At 74.6% G+C, this 18931-nt stretch carries 19 protein-coding genes; 13 read left to right on the forward strand and 6 right to left on the reverse strand.

The features are described from left to right. Positions 1-6 precede the first annotated feature (6 nt). Positions 7-738 carry a hypothetical protein gene (locus ACQFYA_RS01310; RefSeq protein WP_499120777.1) on the forward strand — a complete coding sequence of 244 codons (732 nt, stop codon included), beginning with the start codon at positions 7-9 and terminating at the stop codon, positions 736-738. 19 nt (positions 739-757) lie between these two features. Here the strand turns inward: ACQFYA_RS01310 and ACQFYA_RS01315 are convergent, their stop codons facing one another. Beyond that, positions 758-2413, reverse strand: a complete 1656-nt coding sequence (locus ACQFYA_RS01315) for a 5-oxoprolinase subunit B/C family protein (RefSeq protein ID WP_499120779.1) — start codon at positions 2411-2413, stop codon at positions 758-760. A 2-nt stretch (positions 2414-2415) separates the two neighbouring features. Continuing rightward, on the reverse strand, positions 2416-3198 hold the full coding sequence (locus ACQFYA_RS01320; protein WP_499120781.1) for a LamB/YcsF family protein: 783 nt from the start codon (positions 3196-3198) through the stop codon (positions 2416-2418). 237 nt (positions 3199-3435) lie between these two features. Here ACQFYA_RS01320 and ACQFYA_RS01325 point away from each other — a divergent pair, with 237 nt between their 5' ends. The 7 genes from ACQFYA_RS01325 to ACQFYA_RS01355 all read left to right on the forward strand — a co-directional run bounded on the left by ACQFYA_RS01325 (position 3436) and on the right by ACQFYA_RS01355 (position 11222). Further along, entirely contained in the window at positions 3436-5706 is a 2271-nt protein-coding gene (locus ACQFYA_RS01325) for a M15 family metallopeptidase (protein WP_499120783.1), read from the forward strand. Next, positions 5703-6287, forward strand: coding sequence for an aminoacyl-tRNA deacylase (locus tag ACQFYA_RS01330; RefSeq protein WP_499120784.1), 585 nt, complete (start codon positions 5703-5705; stop codon positions 6285-6287). The genes ACQFYA_RS01325 and ACQFYA_RS01330 overlap by 4 nt, the downstream gene beginning before the upstream one ends. 97 nt (positions 6288-6384) lie before the next feature. Then, complete coding sequence (locus ACQFYA_RS01335) at positions 6385-6753, forward strand: STAS domain-containing protein (RefSeq protein ID WP_499120786.1); 369 nt, start codon at positions 6385-6387, stop codon at positions 6751-6753. Between the two features lie 4 nt (positions 6754-6757). Beyond that, positions 6758-7894, forward strand: coding sequence for a winged helix DNA-binding domain-containing protein (locus ACQFYA_RS01340; RefSeq protein ID WP_499120788.1), 1137 nt, complete (start codon positions 6758-6760; stop codon positions 7892-7894). Positions 7895-8099: 205 nt separating this feature from the next. Next, complete coding sequence (locus tag ACQFYA_RS01345) at positions 8100-9380, forward strand: FAD-binding protein (RefSeq protein WP_499120791.1); 1281 nt, start codon at positions 8100-8102, stop codon at positions 9378-9380. A gap of 97 nt (positions 9381-9477) precedes the next feature. Beyond that, on the forward strand, positions 9478-11058 hold the full coding sequence (locus ACQFYA_RS01350) for a sodium-dependent transporter (protein WP_499120792.1): 1581 nt from the start codon (positions 9478-9480) through the stop codon (positions 11056-11058). Further along, positions 11055-11222 (forward strand): methionine/alanine import family NSS transporter small subunit, encoded by a 168-nt coding sequence (locus ACQFYA_RS01355; protein WP_499120794.1) that lies wholly within the window; start codon positions 11055-11057, stop codon positions 11220-11222. The genes ACQFYA_RS01350 and ACQFYA_RS01355 overlap by 4 nt, the downstream gene beginning before the upstream one ends. A 112-nt stretch (positions 11223-11334) precedes the next feature. Here ACQFYA_RS01355 and ACQFYA_RS01360 read toward each other — a convergent pair whose 3' ends face one another. Both ACQFYA_RS01360 and ACQFYA_RS01365 read right to left on the reverse strand, forming a co-directional pair. Next, entirely contained in the window at positions 11335-11760 is a 426-nt protein-coding gene (locus ACQFYA_RS01360) for a hypothetical protein (protein ID WP_499120797.1), read from the reverse strand. Positions 11761-11814: 54 nt separating this feature from the next. Beyond that, the gene (locus ACQFYA_RS01365; RefSeq protein WP_499120799.1) at positions 11815-12690 is read right to left on the reverse strand and encodes an EamA family transporter; all 876 of its coding nucleotides are present in this window, start codon (positions 12688-12690) and stop codon (positions 11815-11817) included. Positions 12691-12785: 95 nt separating this feature from the next. On the opposite strand from ACQFYA_RS01365, the gene ACQFYA_RS01370 reads away from it, so the two are divergent. From ACQFYA_RS01370 to ACQFYA_RS01380, 3 genes are read left to right on the forward strand one after another with little or no spacing between them, the layout of a single operon-like run. Then, positions 12786-13718: an ABC transporter substrate-binding protein gene (locus ACQFYA_RS01370; RefSeq protein WP_499120800.1), complete on the forward strand. Its 933-nt coding sequence runs from the start codon at positions 12786-12788 to the stop codon at positions 13716-13718. A gap of 4 nt (positions 13719-13722) precedes the next feature. Continuing rightward, on the forward strand, positions 13723-14697 hold the full coding sequence (locus tag ACQFYA_RS01375) for an amino acid ABC transporter permease (RefSeq protein WP_499120803.1): 975 nt from the start codon (positions 13723-13725) through the stop codon (positions 14695-14697). Between the two features lie 59 nt (positions 14698-14756). Beyond that, positions 14757-15524 carry an amino acid ABC transporter ATP-binding protein gene (locus ACQFYA_RS01380; RefSeq protein WP_499127397.1) on the forward strand — a complete coding sequence of 256 codons (768 nt, stop codon included), beginning with the start codon at positions 14757-14759 and terminating at the stop codon, positions 15522-15524. Between the two features lie 73 nt (positions 15525-15597). On the opposite strand, the gene ACQFYA_RS01385 is transcribed toward ACQFYA_RS01380, so the two are convergent. Next, entirely contained in the window at positions 15598-16350 is a 753-nt protein-coding gene (locus ACQFYA_RS01385) for a hypothetical protein (protein WP_499120805.1), read from the reverse strand. A 119-nt stretch (positions 16351-16469) separates the two neighbouring features. Here ACQFYA_RS01385 and ACQFYA_RS01390 point away from each other — a divergent pair, with 119 nt between their 5' ends. Together ACQFYA_RS01390 and ACQFYA_RS01395 are read left to right on the forward strand one after the other, a co-directional pair. Continuing rightward, entirely contained in the window at positions 16470-17003 is a 534-nt protein-coding gene (locus tag ACQFYA_RS01390; RefSeq protein WP_499120808.1) for an RNA polymerase sigma factor, read from the forward strand. Beyond that, positions 17003-17785 carry a hypothetical protein gene (locus ACQFYA_RS01395; RefSeq protein WP_499120810.1) on the forward strand — a complete coding sequence of 261 codons (783 nt, stop codon included), beginning with the start codon at positions 17003-17005 and terminating at the stop codon, positions 17783-17785. Before ACQFYA_RS01390 ends, ACQFYA_RS01395 begins: the two co-directional genes overlap by 1 nt. Positions 17786-17828: 43 nt before the next feature. Here ACQFYA_RS01395 and ACQFYA_RS01400 read toward each other — a convergent pair whose 3' ends face one another. After that, positions 17829-18866, reverse strand: a complete 1038-nt coding sequence (locus tag ACQFYA_RS01400) for an excalibur calcium-binding domain-containing protein (RefSeq protein WP_499120813.1) — start codon at positions 18864-18866, stop codon at positions 17829-17831. Positions 18867-18931: the final 65 nt, after the last annotated feature.

Genomic DNA, 18931 nt, shown 5'->3' on the forward strand with positions numbered 1-18931 from the left:
GCCGTGGTGAGCCATGTGACGCGATACCGGGCCGGCGAGCAGGACGAGGTATGGCGCGACCTGCGCGCGCTGGGGCTGCGGGTCTTCGACCCGCCGCACCGCGAGGACGCGCTCGCCGTCGCCCGCGAGATGGCCCTCCGGGCGCGCCGGAACATCGAGCTCGTCGTCGAGCGGCTCGAGGCCGAGGGCTTCGCCGCCGCCCACAACGACGACGAGGCCACGCCGCGGCCGGCGTACCTCCCGCCCGGCCCCGACGCCGACGACCTCGCCGACTGGGCGGAGGCCGAGCTGGCGCCCTTCCCGATGACGGTCGCGGCCTGGATCCGGTTCGTGGGCGACGTGTGGCTCGTCGGCAACCTCCCCCGCTGGCCGGAGAGCGTGCTGGCCGACCCGCTGGTCGTCGAGTTCGAGCACTCCGCCCACGGCGGCAGGGCACGGGAGTACTACGCCACCGAGTGGCGGCGCTGGCGCGACGACCCGGAGCCGGTCGAGGGCTTCCAGCTCGACTTCGCCCCCGACGCCCTGCACAAGGCCAACATCAGCGGCGACGCCCCCTACGGGATCCTGCTCCCGGGCGAGGCCGTCGACGGGCGGGTGGGCCCGGAGCTGTGGTTCGTGGACGACCTCAACACCGCCTTCGCCGCCGGAGGGTTCCCGGACGCTCTGCGCGACGAGGGCTACGTGGACCCGCCCGCGGGGCTGCGCGAGTCGCTCGCCCGCGACCTGCTGCGCCTCTGACGGGCCGGGGCGCGCGGGCTCACCCGGCGGGCCTCGACGGCGCGAACCGTACCAGCGCACCCGGCGGCAGCTGCCCGAGCAGCCACGCGTGCGACGACGCCACCGCGCCGATCACCGGATACCCGCCCGTGAGCGGGTGGTCGACGCCGAACAGCACCGGCAGCCCGTCGGGCGGCACCTGCAGCGCGCCCGTCACGCAGCCCTCGCTGGGCAGCTCGCGCCCACGGGCCGACGGCGTGCGGTCCAGCGGGCGGTCGCCGTCGAGCCGCAGGCCCACGCGGTCGGACCTGTCGGTCACCCGCCACGCCTGGTCGTGCAGGACGGCGACCGCGGCGGGGGTGAACCAGTCGTCGTGCGGGCCGAGCACGACAGGGAGCGTCGTGAGCTCGCCGGGCGCGGGGAGCGCGGCGGGGTCCGGCGCCCCGACGTCGTCCACCGCCACGGCCCCAGCCTTCGAGCACGCGATCCCTCGCGCCGTCGGAGGGGTTCCCGCGAGGGATCCCGTGCTGGAAGGCGTGACGGGGAGGGCGGTCCCCGGCGCGAGGGGCGGCGGGCCGAGGTGGGCGAGGGCGTCGGTCGAGCGCGAGCCGAGGACGCTCGGCACGTCGACGCCGCCGCGCACGGCCAGATAGGTCCGCCGGCCGCGCACGGGCGCGGCCAGCTCGAGCTCCTCGCCGTCGCGCAGCCGGAACGGGTGGGCGAACGGGGCGCGGCGCTCGGCGTCGGGGTCGTCGTCCCGCCGCACGACGGCGTGCGCGTCCGCGCCGGCCAGCGCCACGACGACGTCCCCGCGGGCGCGCACCCGCAGCCCGCCGCCCGCGGCCTCGACGGCGGCGGCCCCGGGCGGGTTGCCCACCGCCCGGTTCGCGGTGCGCAGGCTGCGCGGGTCGGCGGCCCCCGAGGCCGAGACGCCGAGGTGCGCGAGCCCCCCGCGGCCGAGGTCCTGCACCAGCGCCTGCAGCCCGGGCGCCACGACCTCGAGCGCCGGCCCGGGGCGGCCGCGGTGATCGGCCGCGCGCCGCCGCCCGGGCTCCGGCTCGGACCCGCGCACCGACTCCCGCACGGCGCTGAACCGCACGCGGTCGCCCGGCGCCCACGGGGCGGGCGGGTCGCGGTCGGGGTCCCACGTGACGACGTCGGTGCGCCCGACGAGCTGCCACCCGCCCGGGCTGGCGCGCGGGTACACGCCGGAGTACGGCCCCGCGAGCGCCACCGAGCCGGCGGGCACGCGCGTGCGGGGCGTCTCCCGCCGCGGCACGACGAGCGTCGCGTCGTCCCCGGTCAGGTACGCGAACCCCGGCGCGAAGCCGACGAACCCCACCACCCACGCCGCGCCCGTGTGCCGCCGCACCACCTCCTCCGGGCTGCACCCGAGCAGGCGCGCGACGTCCGTGAGGTCCTCGCCGTCATACACGGTGGGGATCTCCACGAGCCGCCCGCCGTCCGGCCGCGGACGGCCGCCGCCGGCCGCCGCGCGCTCGACCAGCTCGGCAGCGAGCCGGTTCGCGGACCGCCGCCACGGGTCGAACGGGACGAGCAGCGTGCGGGCGCCCGGCACGGTCTGCCCGACGCCGGCCGGCGGGTCGTCGCGCAGGGCGGCGTGCAGCGCCAGGGCCTGCGCGAGGTCGTCCACCTCGACGAGCAGGGCGTCGTCGCGGGCGGGGCGGACGCGCACAGTCAGCGCCCCGGGGCCGCCGGCGCGGGCGCGAACGCCGCGAGCGCGACCCCCGCGGCGTCGAGGGCCGCGCGCACCCGGCGGGCCATCGCGACGGCGCCGGGGGAGTCGCCGTGCACGCACACGGAGTCGGCGCGCACCGCCACGTCCGTGCCGTCCACGGCCTCGACGACGCCCTCGGTGACGAGCCGCACCATGCGGCGGGCGACGACCTCGGGGTCGTGCAGGACGGCGCCCGGCTCGCGGCGGGGGACGAGCGTGCCGGCGGCCGTGTAGGCGCGGTCGGCGAACGCCTCGGCGGCGGTGGGCAGGCCCGCGGCCTCGGCCGCCGCGAGGGACCGGGTGCCGGGCAGGCCGAGCAGCACGAGCGACGGGTCGACGGCGGCGACCGCGGCCGCGACGTCGGCGGCCACGCGCTCGTCCACCGCCGCGGTGTTGTAGAGCGCGCCGTGGGGCTTCACGTACGTGACGCGCGCGCCCTCGGCGGCGGCCAGCGCCTGCAGCGCGCCGACCTGGTAGACCACGTCCGCCTGGAGCTCGACGGACGGCACGTCGATGTTCCGGCGGCCGAACCCCGCCAGGTCGCGGTACCCGACGTGCGCCCCGACGGCCACGCCGCGCGCGGCGGCGAGGCGCACCGTGCGCCGGATCGACGCGGGGTCGCCGGCGTGGAAGCCGCACGCCACGTTGGCCGACGACACGACGTCGAGCATCGCCTCGTCGTCGCCCAGGGTCCAGCGCCCGAAGCCCTCGCCGAGGTCGCTGTTGAGGTCGACCGTGGTCATGCCGTTCAGTCTGCCCCGGACGGCGCCCCGGCGGGCGGCCCGTTTCACGACCTCGCCGGAGGGCTCCCGTGATGTGGTGCGGATGAGCGCCGTGTGAACTCTTGGCCACAGGGGTGGCAGGAGCACGGCGCGTGGCGCACCCTGAAGGAACGGTCCTGTCGCCCGTGTCACACGACGAACCCTGGGTGTGGCAGGATCCGAGCGCCTGAGCAGTGCCGATGGGGGAGGTTCGTCGTCGTGAGGTCTCCGAAGGACAGCGACCCGGGTGCGCCCGGGGACGCCGCGGAGCGGACGTCCCGGCGCGGTGCACGGGCACTGCGGGTGCTCGCGACCGCGACCGCGTCGTGCGTCCTCGCCGGAGGTTTCCTCCTGGCACCCGTCGCCGGCCTCCCGTGGAACGCCGCCGGGTTCGACTCCGCCGCCGACCAGGACACCCCCGTGGTGGGTGCCGGCAGCCCCGCCGGCGAGGGCGTCACCGTGGGTGTCGTGGGCACGTCGACCTCGGGCGGCCCGACGACCGTCCGCGAGGTGCTCGGCGTCCTCGAGCGCGCGGAGCTCGCCGCGAAGGACGCCGGGCGGACGGTGACGCCCGAGGTGGACCAGGCCGCCGCCGAGCTCGGCATGCTGCTGAGCACCTATCTCGCGCAGGAGGCCGCCGCGTCGGCCGACCGGCCGTTCGCCGCCGCCGGCTACGAGGCGCCCGCCCCGGTCGCCCCGGCGCCCGCCGACGAGACCGAGCCCGTCGACGAGGCGGACGTCCAGCCCGTCGCGCACCGGGTCGTGACCGACCCTGCGACCGACCCCGGGGCGGAGGCGACGGACGACGGCGTGGTGTCCGCGGGCCTGGCGGACTCCCCGGAGCCGGAGGACGGCGCAGAGCCCGAGGACGGGCACGAGGACGGGCACGACGACGGGCACGACGCCGAGCCGGTGACGTTCGACGACGTCGTGGTCGCCGCGACGCGCCTGGCCACCCTGCTCGACCCGGCGACCACCACCCTCGAGGCGGGCATCCTGCCGGCCGGGACGGCCGGGACGGCCGGGACGGTCGCCGCGCGCGCCACGCTGACCGCGAGCCTGCTCGAGGTGGTCGACCGCTACGGCAGGAGCACGGCGGGCTATGCCAACGGCCGCATCCCGGCGTCGGCGCTGTGCCCGCTCGAGTTCGCCCCGGGCCACATGCTGCGCTGCGACGCGGCCGAGCAGCTCACGGCCCTCAGCGCGGAGTACGAGAAGGAGTTCGGGGTCCCGATCCCGATGACCGACTCCTACCGCCCGCTCGACGTGCAGGTGCGGCTCAAGGCCACGAAGGGCTACCTCGCGGCGACGCCGGGGACCTCGAACCACGGGTGGGGCCTGGCCGTCGACCTGTCGACCCCGATCTCCGGCGGCACGTCCGCCGAGTACGTGTGGATGCGCGTGCACGCGCCGGACTACGGGTGGGACAACCCGTCCTGGGCGCGGCTGACCGGCGCGAAGCCGGAGCCGTGGCACTTCGAGTTCTTCGCCGCGGGCCCCATCCCGGACCGCGCCTGGAAGGCGACGGACGTCGCCGCCTCCGGCGGTGCGAGCGGCGGCGGCGCCGGGCCTGCCGCGGTGGCGGAGCGCACCGGCAAGGGCGACGGCAAGAGCGCCGGCAAGAGCGGCACGGCGAAGGACGGCAAGACGTCGACGTCGGGCGAGACGTCGACGTCGGGCAAGGCGGGCAAGGACAAGGGCGACGACGGCAAGGGCACGGGCAAGGACCAGGGCACGAATCCCGGCACGGGCGGCGGCACGCCAGACAAGCCCGACCGCCCCGAGCCGGAGACGCCCGCGAAGGCGAAGGTCACCGTGCCGGACGTCACCGGCCGGGACCTTGCCTCGGCGACGAAGAAGCTCCAGGGTCTCGGCCTCAAGGTGTCGACGACGGTGCAGGACAGCACCAAGCCCAAGGACCAGGTCCTGCGCACCACGGGCGCGGGCACGAAGGTGGCCCAGGGGTCGACGGTCGCCCTCGTCGTCTCGAGCGGCCCGCCGGAGCAGGTCGAGGTCGAGGTGCCGGACGTCGTCGGCACGGACGAGGGCGCCGCGCAGCAGGTCGTGAAGGACGCCGGGCTCGACCCGGAGGTGGTCGAGCAGGCCAGCAGCGAGGTGCCGGCGGGCGTCGTCCTGGCGACGGACCCCGGCGCCGGGACGAGCGTGGAGGCCGGCTCGGCCGTCACCCTCGTCGTCTCGAGCGGCCCGGAGCAGGTCGAGGTGCCGGACGTCGGCGACGACCTCGAGGCCGCCCAGCAGATCCTGGCGGACAGCGGGCTCGACTGGACGGTGTCCGAGGAGACCAGCGACGAGGTGCCGGCGGGCGTCGTCCTGGCGACGGACCCCGGCGCCGGGACGAGCCTGGCCGCGGGGTCCACCGTGACGATCTTCGTCTCGACCGGTCCCGGCACCGGCGACGGCACCGGCGACGGCTCCGGCGACGGGAAGAAGGCCGACGAGAAGGCCACCGACCCCGAGGACGCGGGGTGACGACCGACCCCCCTCCCGCCGAGACCCCGGGCGAGAGGCGCACGCGCGAGGCGCTGGAGTCCTCGGGCATCGCGTTCGAGATCGTCCGGCACGGCCCGGTGGGTTCGCTCGCGGAAGCGGCCGCCGCCCGCGGCGTCACGCCGTCGCAGGTGATCAAGACCCTCGTGGTGCGCCGGGCCGACGACGACTACCTGTTCGTCCTCGTGCCGGGCGACCGCACGATCGCGTGGCCGCGGCTGCGCGCGGAGCTGGGCGTGTCCCGGCTGTCGATGCCGGACCGCGAGGTGGCGCGCGACGTCACCGGGTACGAGCGCGGCACGATCACCCCGTTCGGGTCGCTCACCGCCTGGCCGGTGGTGGCGGACGCGCGGGTCCCCGAGGCGGGCGCGGTGTCCGTCGGGGGCGGCGGGCACGGCGTGTCCGCGACGGTGGACGGCGCGGACCTCGTGCGCGCCCTCGACGCCCGGGTCGCGGACGTGACCGACCTGGACGACCCTGGACCGGCGGGCTCCACCCGCCCGCCGGCGGCCCGGCCGGGCACGACCCGCCAGTATGGTCGGATGCTGGACGAATCCGCCTGACGGGGGAACACTCGACGCGGGCCGTCCGCTGTACGGAGAGAAGAGGACGCAGACGGCGTCCCCAGCCCGCACCCACGCACGGGAGCATCACGACCTCATGGACATCGACAGCAGCAGCGACCCCGGCCCGAGCTCCGGGATCGCGTCCCGGACCACCGACGAGGCGACCGTCCTCACCCTGTGGGGCGAGGTCGACGCGGCGCTGCGCGAGGCGGCGAGCGACGCGATGGCGGCGCTCGCGGCCCGGGGCGCCTCGCACCCCATCGTCCTGGACACCCGGGACGTCACGTTCATCGACTCCTCCGGGGTCGCGTTCATCCTTCAGGTGTACATGCTGGGCCAGGAGACGGGCACGCCCGTGAGCCTGTACCAACCGTCCGAGGCGGTCGCCGAGGTGCTCGACATGGTCGGCATGGGCGGGCGCATCCCCCTGGCGGAGGCCGAGCCGGCCACGCGGGTCGGCTGACCGGGTGACGCCGGGCTCCCGCGTCGTCCGGGCCGCGCGCCTCGCCGCCACGGGACTGCGCGACCCGCGCCTGCCCGACCTGCCCGCCGTCGTCGGCGACCTGCTCGCCGTGCAGGGCCAGGAGCTGCAGCCCGCCCTGTGGGGCGCGTCCCGGCGCGTGGCGCCGCCCGCCCGCCCGGGCCGGGCGGCCGCGAACGCCGCCCTCGCCGCGGGGGAGGTGCTGCGCACCCACGTGCTGCGCCCGACGTGGCACCTCGTGCGGCCGCGCGACGCGCGCTGGCTGCTCGAGCTCACGGCGCCGCGCATCGCGCGGCAGATGGCGTCCACGGAGCGCTCGTGGGCGCTCGGCGACCTGGGGCCCGGGACGGACGCGGTCGCGGCCGCCGTCGCGGACGGGCCGCGCACCCGCGCGCAGATCAAGGCCGATCTGGTCGCCCGTGGAGTACTCGACCCCGACGCGCCCGGGCTCGCGTTCACGCAGATGCTCATGCACGCGGAGCTGCAGCGCCTCGTGATCAGCGGGCCGCCGCCTGCGGGCAAGGAGCTGCAGCACCAGTCGTACGCGGCGTTCGACGAGCGCGTCCCCGCCGGGTACGGCCCGCTGGGTGAGCGGTTCGACCCCGGGGCCGCCGTCGTGGAGCTGTGGCGCCGCTACCTCCCGGGTCGCGCCTTCGCGACGACGAACGACCTGCGCCAGTGGAGCGGGCTCACGGCCGGCGACCTCAGGCCCGCGCTCGCCGCGCTGACCGACGCCGGCGACGTCGTCCAGGTGCCGGGCGGCGGCGACCTCGAGGGGCTGACGCTGGTGGCCACCGCCGCCACCGCCGAGCGTTGGCTCGACGGCGGCCCCGGCGAGGACGGCGACCCACCCGTCGTGGACCTGCTGCAGGCCTACGACGAGCTGCTCATGTCCTACCGCGAGACCCGCCCCGTGGTGCTGGACCCGACCCTGCCGCCGCAGGACCGTGCCGGGGCGTACGTGCACTCGGTGGCGGTGGACGGCGTCGTCGTGGGCCGCTGGCGCTGGCCCTCGGGCACCGGGCAGGGCGTCGACGTGCAGTGGCTGCGCGACCCGTCGCCGCGCGAGCAGGCAGCGCTGGACGCCGCCGTCGCCGACCTCGGCACGTACCTCGCCGGCTGAGCCTGTCGACACCCGGTCCGCTGGTTGAGCCTGTCGAAACCCGGCCCGCTGGTGAGCCTGTCGAAACCCCACCGCTGGTTGAGCCTGTCGAAACCCGGCCCGCTGGTGAGCCTGTCGACCCCTGGTCTCGACAAGCTCGACCGACGGGCCTCTCGACCGACGGGCCTGTCGACGGGCGACGCCCGAGGGGTGGCAGGGTGGACCCGTGCATCGCAACTGGGCCGGGAACTTCACGTACTCCGCACGCTCCGTCGTGCGCCCCGCGTCGCTCGAGGAGCTCGCGGACGTCCTCACGAGCGGCGGGCAGGTGCGCGCGCTCGGGTCGCGCCACTCCTTCAACGACGTCGCGGACACCGACGGCGTCCACGTGCAGGTGGACGCGCTCGACGACGGCCGCCCCGCCGTGGAGCCGGTGACGCCGGACGCCGGCGGTGCCGAGGGCGAGGTGGTGTCGGTGAACGCGGGCCTGCGCTACGGCGAGGTGTCGCGCGCGCTGCACGCGACCGGCCGGGCGCTGGGCAACCTGGCCTCCCTGCCGCACATCTCCGTGGCCGGCGCGGTCGCGACCGCCACGCACGGCTCGGGCGACACGAACCAGAGCCTCGCGAGCGCCGTCGAGGGCCTGGAGATCATGACGCCCGGCGGCGAGCTGCGCCGCATCACGCGCGCGGACGACCCGGACGTCTTCCCGGGCACCGTGGTGTCCCTGGGCGCGCTGGGCGTCGTGACGCGCGTCGAGCTGCGCACCGTCCCGGCGTACGAGGTGCGCCAGGACGTGGCGGCCGACGTGCCGTGGGACACCTACCTGGCGAGCTTCGACGCCATCACGTCCGCCGCCTACTCGGTCAGCGCCTTCACGAGCTGGGACGAGCCGGCGGTGCGGCACGTGTGGTTCAAGTCCCTGTCCCGTCCGGACCGGCCCGCCGTGCGCGGCCTGGCGCCCGACTTCCTGCGCTGGTCGGACGCCGCGGTGCACCCGCTGCCGGGCGTCGACCCGTCGGCGTGCACCGAGCAGCTGGGCGTGCCGGGGCCGTGGCACGAACGGCTGAGCCACTTCCGGCTCGAGTTCACGCCGTCGGCCGGCGACGAGGTGCAGTCCGAGTACCTGCTGCCGCGCCGGAACGTGGCCGTCGCGATCGAGGCGATGCGCGCGCTCGGGCCGAAGGTCGCGCCGCTGCTGCAGACGAGCGAGATCCGCACCGTCGCCGCCGACGACCTGTGGCTCAGCCCGTTCGACGAGCCCTCGGTGGGGTTCCACTTCACGTGGCTGCCGCGCGAGGCGGACGTCCGGGCCGTGCTGCCCGCCGTCGAGGAGGCGCTGGTACCGCTCGGGGCGCGCCCGCACTGGGGCAAGGTCAGCACGCTCGACCCGCGGGACACCGCGGCGCTGTTCCCGCGGTTCGACGACTTCCGGGCGCTCGCCGGGCGCTTCGACCCCGACGGGCGGCTGCACGGCGGCCTGGTGGGCCGGCTGCTCGCCGGCTGACGGGTGACACGCCTCGTCCTGCGCGCCGGACCGTCCTGAGGCAGCATCGCTGAGACAGGTTTGACGCGGCGCGGCTGACCATGGAGGTTCGACGCCTGTGAGCGCAACATCCACAGACACCCATCCCCCGAGGGAACAGTTCAGCGGGCAGCTGGGGTTCATCCTGTCCGCGATCGGCTCCGCGGTGGGGCTCGGCAACATCTGGCGTTTCCCCGGCGTCGCGTACGAGAACGGCGGTGGCGCCTTCCTGGTGCCCTACGTGATCGCGCTGCTGACCGCGGGCATCCCGATCCTCTTCCTCGACTACGCGCTGGGCCACCGCTTCCGCGGCGGGCCGCCCACCGCGTTCCGCCGCGTGAAGCGGTGGCTCGAAGGCCTGGGCTGGTTCCAGGTGATGATCTGCTTCGTCATCGCGATCTACTACGCCGCGATCATCGGGTGGGCGCTGAGCTTCTTCGTCTACTCGTTCGACCTGCGGTGGGGCGACGACACGGCGGCGTTCTTCACCGGCGACTACCTGCACCTGTCCGACACCGCGAACGGCGGGCCCTGGTTCAGCCTCGACTTCGTGCCGGCCGTGCTGATCCCGCTGGTCCTCGTGTGGGTCGCGGCCATCGCCGTCCTCGCGGGCGGCGTGGCCAAGGGCATCGAGAGGGCCAACGTGATCTTCCTGCCGCTGCTGGTGGTCGCGTTCGCGGTGCTCGTCGTGCGGTCCGTCTTCCTGGACGGCGCGGTCGACGGCCTCAACGCCCTCTTCACCCCCGACTGGGGCGCGCTGAGCGACCTGAACGTGTGGATCGCCGCCTACGGGCAGATCTTCTTCTCGCTCTCCGTGGCGTTCGGCATCATGATCACCTACTCGTCGTACCGGAAGCGCCGCGCCAACCTCACGTCGCCGGGCCTCGTGGTGGCGTTCTCCAACTCGGGCTTCGAGATGCTCGCGGGCATCGGCGTGTTCGCCGCCCTCGGCTTCCTCGCGAACGAGCAGGGCGTCGCGGTGGCGGACCTCGAGGGGATCACGGGCCCGATCCTGTCCTTCGTGACCTTCCCCGCCGTGGTGTCGCAGATGCCGGCGGGCCCGCTGTTCGGCGCGCTGTTCTTCGGGTCGCTGGCGATGGCCGGGTTCACGTCGCTGATCTCCATCCTGCAGGTGGTCTCCGCGTCGTTCCAGGAGAAGTTCGGCCTGACCCGCCGCCAGGCCGTGCTGTGGATCGGCATCGTCGCGGCGGTGCTGTCGGTGGTCGGCTTCTCGACGACGACGGGCCTCATCGCCCTCGACACGATCGACAACTGGTCGAACCAGATCGGCATCGTCGCGTCCGCGGTGCTCATGTGCGTCTTCCTGGTCTGGCTGCTGCGCGCCAGCCCCGAGCTGAGGTACCACCTGAACGCGGTCTCCACGTTCCAGGTGGGCCGCTGGTGGTACGTCTGCGTCGGCGCGATCGTGCCGGCCGTCCTCGCCTACATGCTGGTCTCGCGGATCGTCGACCTGATCCAGACGCCGTACGAGGCGTACGACGAGACCTACCTGCTGTACGCCGGCTGGGGCACGATCGTCGTCCTCGTCGTCGGCGCCGTCGTCCTGACGGCGACGCGCTGGACGCGCAGCCCGGACACGTTCACCCCGTGGCCCCCGTACCCGCCGGTGGCCGCCGCGACGAAGGAGGCCTCGCGATGACCGGCTCCGCGGTCGCCCTCATGGTCCTGTCCCTCCTGATCGTCTGGGGCGGCCTGGTCGTCAGCATCGTCGCCCTGCGCGCCCGCTCGGAGCGGGCGGACTTCCCGCCGGGCGCCGAGGACGACCACCGCGAGGACGACGCCATCACCGAGCGCGACACCTGATCCGCGCGCCGAGATAGAGAAGCTGGATCCGCGAGATAGAGAGGGGACGGCCCGAATCAGGTCGGGCCGTCCCCTCTCTATCTCGCGGATCCAGCTTCTCTATCTCGGCGGTTCAGTCGTCCGCGTTGTTCTCCCTGACCTTCTCGACGCCCTCCTTGAGCAGCCAGAACGGCAGGAGGAACGCCGCGATCATGCCCAGCAGCCACACGACGACGGGGCCGATGACCCACCCGGCCCAGCCGCCGACGTCGAGCCCGTCGGTGAAGAGCACCGCGACGATCAGCGCGACGAACGTCGACACGAGGCCGACGGCACCGGTGAGCATCGGCGCGTTGTTCCGCGCGATCTTGGCGAAGAACGGGGACAGGATCGCCTGCGCCAGCGCGAAGATGACGATGGCGAGGATGAAGCCGAGCGGCTCGGACCAGTTGATGGAGAACGTCTCCAGGTCGAACGCCGCGAAGATCCAGGCGGTGAGGAGCACACCCACCGCCGCCGCCAGCAGGAAGATCGCCGTCCGGAGCAGGAACTTGATCATTCTCGGAGCATAGGGACGCAGGTCCGGACCGGCACGTCGGACGGTTCAGCGGCGTCAGGCCGGGACGGCCAGGAGGGCGATCCCGCCCATGACGATCAGCGACCCGAGGATCTTCACCGCCGGCCGCGGCTCCTTGAAGAGCCACCACGCGAGGAGGGTGCCGATGACGATGCTCGACTCGCGGGCCGGCGCGACCAGCGCGACCGGGGAGGTCTGCATCGCGACGAGCACGAGGATGTAGCCCAGCGGCGAGAGGACGGCGACGAGCGCGATCTCCTTCAGGTGCCGCCGGGTCATGCGGGCCGCCTCCGTGCGTCGTCCGCGGTCCCGCAGGATCGGCGCCAGCGTGAGCGACTGCCACACCGCGTTGAACGCGAAATAGGCGACAGGGTCGAGGCCGAGCGTCGTGACGGCGTGGCCGTCCCACAGCGTGTAGGCGGCGATGGCCGCGCCGGTGGCGAGCCCCCAGCGGACGCCGACGAGGCCGCGGGACGCGTCGACGCCGGTGGCGCCCGAGCTCGCCACCACCGCCACGCCCGCGACGACGACGAGGCCGCCGACCACGTGGACCGGGTCGGCGTGCTCGCCGAGCGCGAGGAGCGCGACGGCCATGGTGAGCAGCGGGCCGGCGCCCCGCGCCGTGGGGTAGACGATCCCGAGGTCGGCGCGGGCGTACCCGGTGTTGAGGGCGACGCCGTACAGGTTGTGCAGGACGCCGGAGACGGCCGCGGCGCCGACCAGGGTGCCCAGGTCCGGCCAGCCGTCGCGCGCGAGGACCACCAGGCCGACGGGGAGCCACAGCACCGCCGACGCCGTGCCGTAGAGCCAGACGAACACGCGCGAGTCGCCGTCCACCCGCTTGGCGGCGACGTTCCACACCGCGTGCAGGACGGCCGCCGTGAGCACGAGCGCGAGCGATGCGGGGGACACTCGGACGACCGTACCGGTCACCAGGCGGTTTGGAGATTAATTCCTCGGGCTGCATACTCATGCATCGACCCCTCGCACGATCCTCGGAGCCCACCATGCGTACCCGCCCCGCCCTCGTGGCGACCGTCGTCACCTCGGCCGTCGCCGCCCTCGCCCTCACCGGCTGCACCACGGCCTCGCAGGACCTCGGCTCGTCGCCGGCCGCGTCCGCCGGCGAGTCCTCGCCGGCCGCCGTCGACCTCGACGCCGTCCAGAAGGACGACGCGGTCGCCGCGAAGGTCCCCGCCGCCGTGGCCGAGGACGGCACGCTGACGATCGGCTCCAACCTCGAGTACGCGCCGGTGGAGTTCGTCGACGCGGACGGGACCACCCCGGTGGGCCTCGACATCGACATCGCCACCGCCCTCGCGAAGACGATGGGGCTGGAGCTCGACGTGCAGAACGCGGGCTTCGACTCGATCATCCCGGCGATCGGCAGCAAGTACGAGGCGGGCATGTCCGCGTTCTCCGTCACGCCCGAGCGGCTGAAGACGGTCAACATGGTCAGCTACTTCTCGGCGGGCTCGCAGTTCGCGGTGGCGAAGGGCAACCCGGACGGCGTCTCGCCCGACGACCTGTGCGGCGTGACCGTGGGCGTGCAGACGGGCACCATCCAGCAGGACGAGCTCGCGACGATCAGCAAGGCCTGCACCGACGGGGGCAAGGACGCCGTCGACGTGCTGCCCTACGACTCCCAGTCCGACGTCACGACCAACCTCGCGGGCGGCAAGCTGCAGGCGATGTACGCCGACTCGCCGATCATCGCCTATGCCGTCGAGCAGACGGGCGGCACGGTCGAGGAGCTCGGCGACATCACCGACGCCGCGCCCTACGGCGTCGTCGTCGCGAAGGACGACACCGAGCTCGCGGACGCCGTGCAGGCCGGCCTGCAGAAGCTCATGGACGACGGCGTGCTCGCCCAGGTCGCGGACACCTGGGGCTCCGGCGCGGCCGTGCTCGACACCGCAGAGCTGAACCCGGCAGGCTGACCACATGGTTGATCGACCGTCCGGCCAGCTGCCGGAGCCCCTGCACGCCCGGCCGGTGCCCCGGCCGGGGCGGTGGGTGTCGGCCGCGATCGTCCTCGTCCTCGTGGCGATGGCCGTCAACGCGCTCGTCACCAACCCGAACTTCCGGTGGGACACCGTCTGGCTGTACCTGCGCGACGTCGTCGTCGTGCGGGGCGTCGGCTGGACGCTCGTCCTCACCTTCGGCTCGATGGCGCTCGCCATCGTGCTGGCGGTGCTGCTGGCGGTGATGCGGCGCAGCGACAACCCCGTGATGCGCGCGGTGTCGTGGTTCTGGATCTGGTTCTTCCGCGGCACCCCGATCTACACGCAGCTCGTGTTCTGGGGCCTGCTGTCGGTGCTGTACCCCCGCCTGAGCCTCGGCGTCCCGTTCGGCCCGGAGTTCTTCACGTTCACCACCCAGGACGTCATCACGGCGTTCTGGGCGGCGCTGCTCGGCCTCGCGCTCAACGAGTCCGCGTACCTCGCCGAGATCGTGCGCGCCGGCCTGTCGTCGGTGGACCCGGGCCAGACGGAGGCCGCCAAGGCCCTCGGCATGAAGGACGGCAAGATCCTGCGCCGCATCGTGCTGCCGCAGGCGATGCGCGTCATCGTGCCGCCCACCGGCAACGAGACCATCTCCATGCTCAAGACGACCTCGCTGGTCCTCGCGGTGCCGTTCACGCTCGAGCTCACGTACGCCACCAACGCGATCGGCAACCGGATCTTCCAGCCGATCCCGCTGCTCATCGTGGCCGCGCTCTGGTACCTGCTCATCACGTCGGTCCTCATGGTCGGCCAGCACTACCTGGAGCGGTACTACGGCCGCGGGTTCGACGGCGGCCGCACCGGCGGCGGACGCGGCCCGCGCGGCGGCCGGGGGCGCAAGCCCCGCAAGCAGGACCTGATCGGCGCGTCGGGGACCACCAAGGACGACCCCTTCCTGGAGGTGACCCCATGAACGGCCCTTCGCCGGTCGAGCCGGCCGAGCCGGTCGAGACCACGCCCGCCGCGGGCGCGATGGTCCAGGTGCGCGACGTGCACAAGGTGTTCGGCCGCGGCCACGACGCCGTGCACGTGCTCAAGGGCGTCGACCTCGACGTCGCGCGCGGCTCCGTCACCGTGGTGCTGGGGCCGTCGGGCTCCGGCAAGTCCACGCTGCTGCGCTGCGTCAACGAGCTCGAGGAGATCACCGCCGGGTCCATCCACGTGGACGGCGACCTCATGGGCTACCGCCGCGACGAGAAGGGCGTGCTGCGCCGCCTGCACCCCAAGGTGATCGCCAAGCAGCGCTCCCGCATCGGCATGGTCTTCCAGCGCTTCCACCTGTTCCCGCACAAGACGGCGCTGGAGAACGTCATGGAGGCGCCCGTGCACGTGCGCGGGCTGTCCCGGGCCGCGGCCCGGGAGCGCGCCCTGGAGCTGCTCGACCGGGTCGGGCTCGGCGAGCGGGTGCAGTACTACCCCGCGCAGCTCTCCGGCGGGCAGCAGCAGCGCGTCGCGATCGCGCGGGCGCTCGCGATGGACCCCGAGCTCATGCTCTTCGACGAGCCCACCTCCGCGCTCGACCCCGAGCTCGTGGGCGAGGTGCTCGCCGTCATGCAGGACCTGGCGCGCTCCGGCATGACGATGATCGTCGTGACGCACGAGATCGGGTTCGCCCGCGAGGTCGCCGACCACGTCGTCTTCATGGACGACGGCGCGATCGTCGAAGAGGGCCGTCCCGCCGACGTGCTCGACAACCCCTCCGAGCCCCGGCTGCGGGACTTCCTGGCGCACGTGCTCTGACGAGCCTTGCGGGTTGAGCCTGTCGACACCCGGCTCCGTGGGTTTCGACAGGCTCAACCGGCGATGACGGCGATCAGAGGGTCGCGCAGGCGCCGCCCCAGTCGGTGTGGCCGAGGGTGACCTTCTTCCAGATGTGCGCGGAGTAGCCGCCGGCCGTCGTGCGCGTCTTGGAGATGGTGCGGGTGTCGCCGCTGTCCCAGGTGCTGCTGCCCCCGGTGAGCCAGGTGGTGCCGGTGGGGCAGCCGTCGGCTCCCGACGAGACCCGGTAGACCCGCATGAAGCCGCTCACCGAGCCCGACCCGCGGTACTGCCACGACGCGTAGACGCGACCGCTGCTCGTCGTGAGGCACATGGTGCCCGGGCCGGACGTCGTCGCGCACTGGTTCCCGGAGGGCAGGCTGAGCGTCGTGGCGCCCGCCGCGCCGGCCGCCTTGGTGGCCGCCGGGGCGTCGCCGCAGTTCTCCAGCAGGTCCACGCGGTGGGTGACGAGGTCCGCGGGGGCGCCCATCGCGCGGTTGTACGCGGCGTCGACCTCCTCGGAGATCGTCACGTCCTTCAGCACGCAGCCGCGCGCCGCGGCGTCGGCCTTCCAGTCGGTGGCCTCGGCGTCCGCGCGCTCCCGCGCGGACCAGGCCTTCCACTCGCTCGCGGGGCTGCCGGGCGCGGGCACGCCGCTCACGTTCTCGCCGGTCACGTTCTCGCTGGTCGACGCGTCGGCGGTCACGGCCTGCGAGCCGGTCGCGGCGCCGAGAACGAGCCCCAGCGCGAGCGCGGTGGCGCCCAGACCTGCGGCGACGTTCGTGCGGACGTTCCTGCCTCGGCTCATGTCACTCCTCGGGTGGGCTCCGGCGCGAGGCGCCGACCTCGTCGTCGGACCCTTGCGATGACTACCGTGTAGCACTCGGGGGGTTGCCGGCAACTCCTGTGTGAGGACGGAAGGCTTTCATGGTGGACGACGTCGACGCCCGCGCGCTGCTGACGCAGATGTGGGTGGACCAGCACGAGGCGGTCACGAGGTTCGTGGCGCGCCGGGTCCAGCCCGCCCTCGTGGACGACGTCGTCTCCGAGACGTTCCTGGTCGCATGGCGCCGGCTGGACGACGTCCCGGACAACCCGAAGCCGTGGCTGCTCGGCGTCGCGCGGAACGTGCTCGCCACCCACCTGCGCACCCACGGGCGCTGGCGGGCGCTGGGCGTCCGGCTCGAGCGGGAGCCCGAGCCGAGCAAGGAGGGCCCCGACGACCTGGCGGCCGACCGGGCCGACCTGCGTCGCGCGTGGGAGATGCTCTCCGACGCCGACCGCGAGGTGATCGCGCTGGTCGCCTGGGACGGGCTCACCGCCGTGGAGGGCGCGCGCGTCCTCGGGGTCCGCCCCTCCACCTTCTCCGTCCGCCTGACACGGGCCCGCAAGCGGCTGCTGGCCTACTCCGGTCTGCCGTCCGAGACGGCCTCGGTGCTCCAGAAGCTCCAGGAGGCGTGATGAAGTCCCCGATGATGCTCGAGCTCGCCGAGCTCGACCCGGCCCGCGACCTCCGGTCGCCCGGCCGTGCCGACGACGACGCCCTGGCTGCCATCCTCGACACCTCCCGGCGGGCCACCCCGATCCGGCGCCGCACGCGCACCGCCGTCCTGGCGGGCGCCGCGGCCGCGGCGGTCGTGGCGGTGGCCGTCGTCGTGACGGTGACGTCGCCGGGCGCGCCGCCCGCCTTCGCGGGCTGGACCGCCGTGCCCACCGTGCTCTCCGACGCCGAGACGATCGATCGCGCGGCGCCGTGCGACACGAGCGCCCACACGATCACCGACGGCCCCGACGGGCCGAAGGTGGAGGACGTGCCCATCAGCCCCGTGCTCGCGGAGGAGCGCGGGGAGTACACGTACGTGCTGCTCTCGGGGGACGGCGCCGTCGGGGAGTGCCTGGTCACGAGGCAGGCGTCCGGCGCGAGCGACGTCGTGTCCGGGGACACGGTGCTACCCGCCGGTCCCGTCGACCCGGGCCCGCGCGACGTCACCACGCTTCAGTCCGGCACCGCGTCCTGGTCCGCGGGCGCGACCGGCGACGGTGCGCTCACCTCCGCCTACGGGCGGGCCGGGTCCGAGGTCGTTGCCGTCGACCTCACCCTCACCTCCGGCGAGCGCGTCCAGGCCACCGTCCACGACGGGTGGTGGGCCGTCTGGGCGCCCGGCGAGGCGTCGCTGCGCGACACCGCGGAGGTCACGTTCACCGACGGCACGACCGCCCCGTTCGAGGTCGCCGGGAAGTAGCCCGGAGTAGCCCGGAGCAGCCCGGGGAAGTTCGTCCGGTCGCCTACTCCCCGTCCTCGCAGGCGATGCCGTTGCCGTTGGCGTCGAGCGCGGCGCGGTAAGCGGGCTGGCCGTTCTGGATCGGCGCGGCGCCGGCGTCGCGGGCGGCGTTGCAGTCCCAGTAGAACCAGGCGGCGTCCTGCGGCGGCTGCTGCGCCTGCTGTTGTTGCTGCTGCTGGGTCTGGGTCTGCTGGTCCTGGAACGCCTTCTTCTGGTTGGCGAGCTCGGCCTCCTGCGCCTCGGCCGCCTTTTCCCGGTCCTTGAGGGCGTCCTCGCGCTTCTGGACGTCGGCCTTCTGCTCGTCCAGGTCCTCCTGCGCCTGCTGGGCGTCGGCCTTGACCTGCTCGGCCGCGGCCATGGTGCGGTCGGCGTCGACGAGGGCCTGCGCGGCGTCGGAGCTGCGCATCATCGACACGGTGACACCGAGGATGCAGCCCATCGCGAGGCAGGCGACGGCCACGCCCGCGACGAGCAGGTTCGACGGGCGCCCGCCCCGCCCGCCGCGCGACGGGGGACGCGTGCGCGGGGGCTCGGCCGCCGCGGCGGCCTCCTGGGACGCCCGGCGCGCGGCCCGGCGCTCGCCGCCGGCGCGGAACTTGTCGCCGACGGTGCGCAGCGCCGCCGAGACCGTCGACACCGCGCCGTGCTCGTCGCCGCCGCCCGCGAGGCGCCCGCTCGCCGGGACGCCGGGCGGCGGGGGCGGCGGTGCGACGACGGTCGCGACGGGCGCGCCGTACGTCGTGGTGACGGTCGGGGCGGGCGGTGCCGGCGGCGCGGGAGGCATCGGCGGCATCGGCGGCATCGCGGTGAGGGTGGGCGCCGCGGCCGCCGCGGGCGCGACCGCGGGGACGGGCGCCATCACGGTGGTCGCCTCCGCCGGCGACTCGGGGCGCGACGACGGCCGGGCGGGCGCGGCGTCGTCCACCCAGTAGTCCCAGCCCTGGGGTGCGGGCGGCCACGCGGGGTCGGGGACCCACCCGGCCCCGGGCCGGAATCCCGGGGGCACCTGCCACCCCGGGGGCGGGTTGAAACGCACAGCCATGACACTCCTCCGTCGTCGAGCGGCCACCACTATGGCGGAAACCCCAGGTCCGGGTCCATGCCGGG

This window comes from Promicromonospora sp. Marseille-Q5078 (assembly GCF_050315395.1).
GTDB lineage: Bacteria > Actinomycetota > Actinomycetes > Actinomycetales > Cellulomonadaceae > Isoptericola.

Bases quoted from the DNA above. Each gene is read 5' to 3' on its own strand.
- ACQFYA_RS01385 (WP_499120805.1), bottom strand. From the start codon at position 16,350: ATGAGCCGAGGCAGGAACGTCCGCACGAACGTCGCCGCAGGTCTGGGC.
- ACQFYA_RS01355 (WP_499120794.1), top strand. From the start codon at position 11,055: ATGACCGGCTCCGCGGTCGCCCTCATGGTCCTGTCCCTCCTGATCGTC.
- ACQFYA_RS01400 (WP_499120813.1), bottom strand. From the start codon at position 18,866: ATGGCTGTGCGTTTCAACCCGCCCCCGGGGTGGCAGGTGCCCCCGGGA.
- ACQFYA_RS01370 (WP_499120800.1), top strand. From the start codon at position 12,786: ATGCGTACCCGCCCCGCCCTCGTGGCGACCGTCGTCACCTCGGCCGTC.
- ACQFYA_RS01395 (WP_499120810.1), top strand. From the start codon at position 17,003: ATGAAGTCCCCGATGATGCTCGAGCTCGCCGAGCTCGACCCGGCCCGC.
- ACQFYA_RS01375 (WP_499120803.1), top strand. From the start codon at position 13,723: ATGGTTGATCGACCGTCCGGCCAGCTGCCGGAGCCCCTGCACGCCCGG.
- ACQFYA_RS01360 (WP_499120797.1), bottom strand. From the start codon at position 11,760: ATGATCAAGTTCCTGCTCCGGACGGCGATCTTCCTGCTGGCGGCGGCG.
- ACQFYA_RS01335 (WP_499120786.1), top strand. From the start codon at position 6,385: ATGGACATCGACAGCAGCAGCGACCCCGGCCCGAGCTCCGGGATCGCG.
- ACQFYA_RS01390 (WP_499120808.1), top strand. From the start codon at position 16,470: ATGGTGGACGACGTCGACGCCCGCGCGCTGCTGACGCAGATGTGGGTG.
- ACQFYA_RS01380 (WP_499127397.1), top strand. From the start codon at position 14,757: ATGGTCCAGGTGCGCGACGTGCACAAGGTGTTCGGCCGCGGCCACGAC.
- ACQFYA_RS01320 (WP_499120781.1), bottom strand. From the start codon at position 3,198: ATGACCACGGTCGACCTCAACAGCGACCTCGGCGAGGGCTTCGGGCGC.